General features: G+C 61.7%; 5 protein-coding genes and 1 pseudogene. 4 read left to right on the top strand and 2 right to left on the bottom strand.

The genetic code is table 11. The features are described 5' to 3' along the window. Positions 1–85: 85 nt before the first annotated feature. Positions 86–1,408, bottom strand: coding sequence for a hypothetical protein (locus ABIV12_RS08430; protein WP_348058204.1), 1,323 nt, complete (start codon positions 1,406–1,408; stop codon positions 86–88). A gap of 452 nt (positions 1,409–1,860) precedes the next feature. Between ABIV12_RS08430 and ABIV12_RS08425 the strand changes: the two genes are divergently transcribed. Both ABIV12_RS08425 and pip read left to right on the top strand, forming a co-directional pair. Beyond that, on the top strand, positions 1,861–2,982 hold the full coding sequence (locus ABIV12_RS08425) for a hypothetical protein (RefSeq protein ID WP_348058202.1): 1,122 nt from the start codon (positions 1,861–1,863) through the stop codon (positions 2,980–2,982). Between the two features lie 90 nt (positions 2,983–3,072). Further along, positions 3,073–4,011, top strand: a complete 939-nt coding sequence (gene pip, locus ABIV12_RS08420) for a prolyl aminopeptidase (protein WP_348058200.1) — start codon at positions 3,073–3,075, stop codon at positions 4,009–4,011. A 52-nt stretch (positions 4,012–4,063) separates the two neighbouring features. Here pip and ABIV12_RS08415 read toward each other — a convergent pair whose 3' ends face one another. Beyond that, positions 4,064–4,825, bottom strand: a complete 762-nt coding sequence (locus ABIV12_RS08415; protein WP_348058198.1) for an HNH endonuclease — start codon at positions 4,823–4,825, stop codon at positions 4,064–4,066. 100 nt (positions 4,826–4,925) lie between these two features. Here ABIV12_RS08415 and ABIV12_RS08410 point away from each other — a divergent pair. Continuing rightward, positions 4,926–5,317 (top strand): annotated as a pseudogene (locus tag ABIV12_RS08410) (transposase); the annotation flags it as partial. 446 nt (positions 5,318–5,763) lie between these two features. Beyond that, positions 5,764–6,069: nuclear transport factor 2 family protein (locus ABIV12_RS08405; RefSeq protein WP_348058196.1), on the top strand; the 306-nt coding region annotated here is incomplete at its 3' end.

The raw sequence follows: 6,069 nt of genomic DNA, 5'->3' as shown, positions 1-6,069 counted from the left end.
TCGTCCGGCAGATTGCGGATGCGAACGCCGGACGACGCGCACGCGCCAAGAAACAGCGCGCAGCCAAGAATCAGGAATCGTGCGTTCATTTCGCACCTCCGGCCCAGTGACCGGACAGCATGAGGAGCATGTCCGCAATCTGCTGGCGGTCTCCAAGGTTGCCGAGGTGTCCGCCGTGATCGTAGACGGCGATGCGACTTCCCATCGTTTTCTTCAGCCACTCCTGCTCCGACTTGTCGAGGATCAGGTCGTCGCTGTTGGTCTGCGCGTAGTAGTCCGGATTGTTGCGCAACGCATCGCCAATGATGTCGAGGCGGTTGTCAGCGATCAGGGATTCGCTGGTCGAGTTCGCGCGGTGCTTGAGGTAATACGGCGCGAACACCTTGGTGAAGTATTCGGAAAACGGTTTGGTGCGGAGGATGCGCTGTGTCTCCTCCAGCGAATCGCCGACACGCGGCAGATGCTTCGGATCAACCACCACGCCGGTGCCTGCATACAGATCGCCGGCAAAGAACATGTTGACGAGCGCAATGCGGAAGGTCAGCGCGATCGCCGCGGAGAATTCCGAATCCGTGCGCAGCACCGCGCCCGCTGCGCCGAGCAGGAAGTTTTCGTCGATCTGCACCGCTTCCGACGCGCGATACAGGTTGGCCAACTGGGCGTAGAGCTTCTGGTAGAGCCGCTCAATGCCGGCATTGCCGCCGATGCTGTCGGCGAACAGCTTGTCGAGGCGACCGATCGACGTGAACAGGCTCACCGGCGGATTGATCATCACCGCGCGCTGGATCTTGAGCTTGCCCTCGGTTGCATCGATCGACTTGACGATGGCGGCATTCGCGCCACCGAGGCTGTAGCCGAGGATGTCGATGTGCGTGATCTCGATCTCCGTCGGCAGATGCGCAATGATCTGCTGCATCGCCCCGTAGAGATCGTGTCCGTCCTGCATCAGGTCACCGGCGACGCCCGTGCTCGATGTCGACACGATGAAACCCGGAAAGGTCGGCGACGGCATCGTCAGCACGTGATAACCCGCGCCGTAAAGCGTTGCGCGCAGCAAGGACAACTTCGTCGTGTTGCCGTCGCTGCCAGTGCCCGAAATGATGATCGCCAGCGGCGCCGGCTTCGGCTGCGCCGAAAACCACACGCGCAACTTCCGGTCGAACCAGAACACATCCGGAACAGGACGCGCCCACGGCATCGCGATGTCCATCTCGAACAACGGCACGCGGTCGGGCAGCGGAGCGAGATCCTGCGGCGGCGTGCCGTACACGGTTGCACGGAGAGCCGCGGAGTCGGCCAGACCAGTTGCCGGTCCTGGCGCGGGAGGCGCCTTCGGTGGAGCGGCAAGCCCAACCGTTGCGGTCAGCAGAAGTGCAGCGGCGGCGATGACGAGTGAAAAGCGTTTCATCGCGTGGCCTCGACCAGTGAAAAGGCGATCGAAACAGAAGTTGTGAGAGGCATGCAAGACAGGTCCGTTCGTCGGCACGACGCGGGAGGGCGATGTGCAAGCGCAGCATGATAACCGTGTTCCCCAGGCCAATTGCATGGCGTGCGCCGGAATCGCCCTCTGGTTGGCGAAAGTTCATCAATGACCGTGTCCTTCCATTGCGTGCAATTGCGTCGACCTTTTGAACCCGGGGAAGGAGGTGGCGAGCAGGTCACGTCGTGCCGTGCTCCGCCCATTCGCTACGGCAGTGGCGCACGTCGGGGCATCAACGATCCACGTCCTATGTCATTGCCCGGCGCCGGCTCTGCGTTGCCAGGCGGGCGACGGGCGCGTGAGCCGGTTTTGCACCACTTGACGCCGTGAGACATGAGCGGGTAGCCGAAGTGGCCTCCGCAACGTCGGGAGGGTTTTCCATGTCGAGATTTCTTGCAATCTTGATGGTGCTCATGTCAGGCACCGTCGCAATGCCGCGCGGCCCACAGGCGCGTGGTTCCGTCGACGGCGTCGGCACGTGGTCGGAGCTCGGTGCATCTGGCACAAGCGATACCGTCCATGCATTCACCGTCTACGGCGGCGCACTCGTGATGGCGGGCGAATTCACGGCGATCGGCTCCGTGTCGCCGATCTTCTATGTTGCCAAGTGGGATGGAACGGCATGGACCGGGTTGGGCGGCGGCATGAGCACCTACGTCTACGCCCTTGCGGTGTATGACGGCGAGCTGATTGCCGCGGGGAATTTCGTGACGGCCGGCGGAATCGCGGCCAACCGGATTGCGAAATGGAACGGAACGCAGTGGACCCCGCTCGGCGCCGGCACCAACGGCTCCGTCCGCGCGCTCGCGGTCCATGGCGGCAACCTCATTGCTGCCGGCTCGTTCACGACCGCTGGCAGCGGCACTGCAAATCACATCGCGAAGTGGGACGGGAGCGCGTGGTCGGAACTCGGCGGCGGTGTCGACGGCGTCGTCGATGCGCTGGCCGTCTACGCCGGAAAGCTGGTGGTTGCGGGAAATTTCTTCAGTGCAGGAACGATCAGTGCGGGCCGGATCGCCGCGTGGAGCGGCCCGTCCTGGTCGGTGCTCGGCGCCGGTGCCGACGATGAAATCCATGCGCTCGCCGTGTACTCGGACGCGTTGATCGCCGGCGGCGACTTCACCTCTATGGACATCGTCGATGCAAACCATGTGGCGCGATGGAACGGAACCGCCTGGTCCGCGCTCGGCAGCGGTGTCGACAACGAGGTCCGTGCATTGGACGTGTATGCCGACGACCTGGTCGTCGGCGGCCTGTTCGCCCATGCCGGTGGCATCGTTGCGAACCGGATCGCGAAATGGACCGGCTCGCAATGGCTGGGACTCGGCAGCGGGATCACCGCCGGGGGGCCGAGCAGCGGCTCGGTTCGGGCGCTGGGCGTCTACGGCGCGGACCTCGCCGTCGGCGGCTCTTTCAGCAACGCCGGCGGCACGCCTGTGCTGCACATGGCCCGATGGCGTGATCCCGGCGCGGACATCGTCTTCGGCAACGGTTTCGACTGATTGCTCGGGACATGTCCTGCGTTTGGAGGGTTCGCGCTGCGACGCCGCTGATAGCATGCGCAATTGACCTATGCCGTTACCGACATCGCCATGCGGGACCTCTACCCGGACATCGAGCCGTATCGCACGCACCGTCTTCGCGCCGATGCGGTCCATGAACTGTACGTGGAGGAGTGCGGCAGTCCGGAAGGATTGCCCGTGGTCTACCTGCATGGCGGGCCCGGCGCGGGCATCTCCGCAAACCATCGCCGCTTCTTCGATCCGGCGCGCTATCGCATTGTGTTATTCGATCAACGCGGCGCAGGTCGATCGACGCCGCACGGCGAGCTGCGCGCGAACACCACGTGGGATCTGGTCGGCGACATCGAGACGATCCGCGAGCATTTGGGCATCGACCGCTGGCAGGTGTTCGGTGGATCGTGGGGATCAGCGCTCGCGCTGGCGTACGCGCAAGCGCATCCGGACCGCGTGACCGGGCTGGTGCTGCGCGGCATCTTCCTCGGAAGACCGCAAGAACTTCGCTGGTTCAACGAACTCGATGGCGGCGCGTCGTGGATATTCCCCGAGCGCTGGTCGCGGTACCTCGCGCACATCCCCATCGAGGAACGCGGCGACATGCTACATGCGTACGGACGCCGACTCGACAGCGACGACGCGACGATCCGGCTGGCCGCAGCACGCGCGTGGAATGCATGGGGCGGCGGCAGCGCGACGCTGCTGCACGACCCGGACAGTCAGGACGATACCGAGGAAGCCGAACGCGCAATCGGCATGGCGCGCCTCGAGGTGCACTATTTCCGGCAGGGCTGCTTCTTCGAACCCAACCAGCTGCTCCGCGACATCGACCGCATCCGCCACATTCCGGCGACGATCGTGCAGGGGCGATACGACATCATTTGTCCGGCCAGGAGTGCGTTCGACCTCGCCAGCGTTTGGCCCGAGGCTGATCTGAAGATCGTGCTCGCGGGGCATAGCGTGATGGATCCGGGGATTGTTGATGCGTTGGTGGCGGTTACGGACGCTCATTGATGCCGCCCAAATGAGTTCTGCGTCGATCGCATCGGCCTCTACAAGTTGGAAGCTAGAATTCTTTCCCAAGGGCGGTCAAACGCGCTTCGATAGCCTCGCGATTAAGTTCATATTTTTTGATAAATGCCGTCAATGTCATTTTGCCCTTGCGCGCGTTACACGATTCACAAACGTTGACCATGTTCGCGCGCGTCGACCGCCCACCCTTCGCGACTGGGTATATGTGTTCGGCATGAAGCAATTCATTTAATTTGTAGCCGCAGTACGGACAGAGGGGCTGCCTTTCCAGCTTCCGCTTGATCGACGACGCAACTTTTCTAGTGTCCGCGGCTGCGAATGCAGCGGCCGCACGCAGCGACTCAAGCGCTTCAGATTTTCGTTTTCTACGATCGATTTCTCTGTCAAAGCGTAGCAATCGCTCCATGGCAGTTGCGAAAGCCCTTGCAGGGTCCGGCGGTCCGCCGTGTAAGTTTTTTTGCCGCGCCTCAAGCTCCGAGCGTCTGTTCTTCAGCACCTCAATTTGACTGAGCGCCCCAGGGGGAACGCGCGTTAAACCCAAGAACTTGCCCAACGCCCCCATTCGCGGGCGCCGGTCGCTTAGCAGCTCATGGATCGTCGCTTCTATCGCTGCTAACTCTCTTGTCAGTAGGTCATATTCTCTAGCGTTGGCTTCTCGCTGAGAACTACCGGCAGCGTAGGCTTCTGACTTGTCCCGGAGCGGGACTACCCGCCTCCATGCCTCGGCTCTTGCTAAATTCAGCTTCGCATCTGACAACCGATTCAAAGGAATGACTGATTTCTTCCATTTTCCCATTCACCACCTCACAACACGCCCTGTGCGCCATTAGGGAAGGTCTGAACAAGTCGATCTAATTGTGGTCAGATGATCCGATCGATACAAGCTGAAGCGCGCGATGAGCCAGATGAGTTTCGGCGACTCGGAATATTCGAGCAAGCGGAAGAAGACGCGACGTGAGATTTTTCTCGCGGAGATGCAGCAGGTCGTTCCCTGGCGCTCGCTGTTGGAGTGGATCGCGCCGTTCTACCCGGTCGCCGGTCGGGGCCGACCCCGTATCGGGTGCAGACGATGCTGCGGGTTCACCTGCTGCAGAACTGGTATGCGTTGAGTGACCCGGGGATGGACGAGGCTCTGTACGAAACGACGCCGCTGCGCACGTTCGCGAAGCTGTCGCTGACAGCGCCCATCCCGCACGAAACGACGATCCTCAGCTTCCGGCGCTTGCTGGAGGTCAACGAGCTGGCACCGCAGATTCTGTCGCGGGTGAATGCGCATCTGACGCGCAAGCACGACGCTGGGGTCAGGTCTAGGATCGTAGCATTGCACTTTGGGAAACTTGGGAAACTTGGGAAACTTGGGAAACTCGGGAAACTCGGGAAACTCGGGAAACTGGGGTCAGGTTGTTGTTTCTCCTTCGGCGGGTCCACGTTCACCGTCAACTTGGTCTTTCGCGCAACGCGTGCGCCCGGAACTGGCGTAAAAATGCATTTCTTCAGTTCTGCGCGATGCACACCTGTTGTTGCCGCTTGGCACGAGCCTCACTGAAAGCCGTCCACAAGTATCGGATCGAGATCGATTCGCCACAGCGTCGAAGCGTCGGACCACGCTTGATCCGAGCCATAGTCCCACCTTTGCGATGCCGCGCGTGCGTTCGCTGTCGACTTCGTCGTTTGTTCTCCGCTGGGGTTATCCTCAACCTCCCACCGGTGCGAAATCAGGGCCCACTTCAAATGATGGAAGAGCAGAGCGTCCGCGCAGCGATTGATCAACATGGGGCCGCATCCGCCGCGGGCGACCAGGTTGCCGAGCACGACATCTATCACGATGACGTCGTGTGCGAGTACCCGCAGTCACGCGAGATCATTCGTGGTCGGTCCAACCTGCAGGCGCTTCGTAGCGGACATCCCGCCAAGCCATCCGGGTTTAAGGTCCGGCGGGTCGTGGGACTCGGCAATCTCTGGGTGACCGAGTACGTCATTTCGTACGAAGGCAAGCTCGTATACACCGTGAGCATCATGGAGTTTCGCGGGGAAAAGGTG

This window comes from Dokdonella sp. (assembly GCF_039926425.1).
In the GTDB taxonomy this organism is placed as follows: domain Bacteria; phylum Pseudomonadota; class Gammaproteobacteria; order Xanthomonadales; family Rhodanobacteraceae; genus Dokdonella_A.
This window is presented reverse-complemented; position numbering and strand designations above follow the sequence as displayed.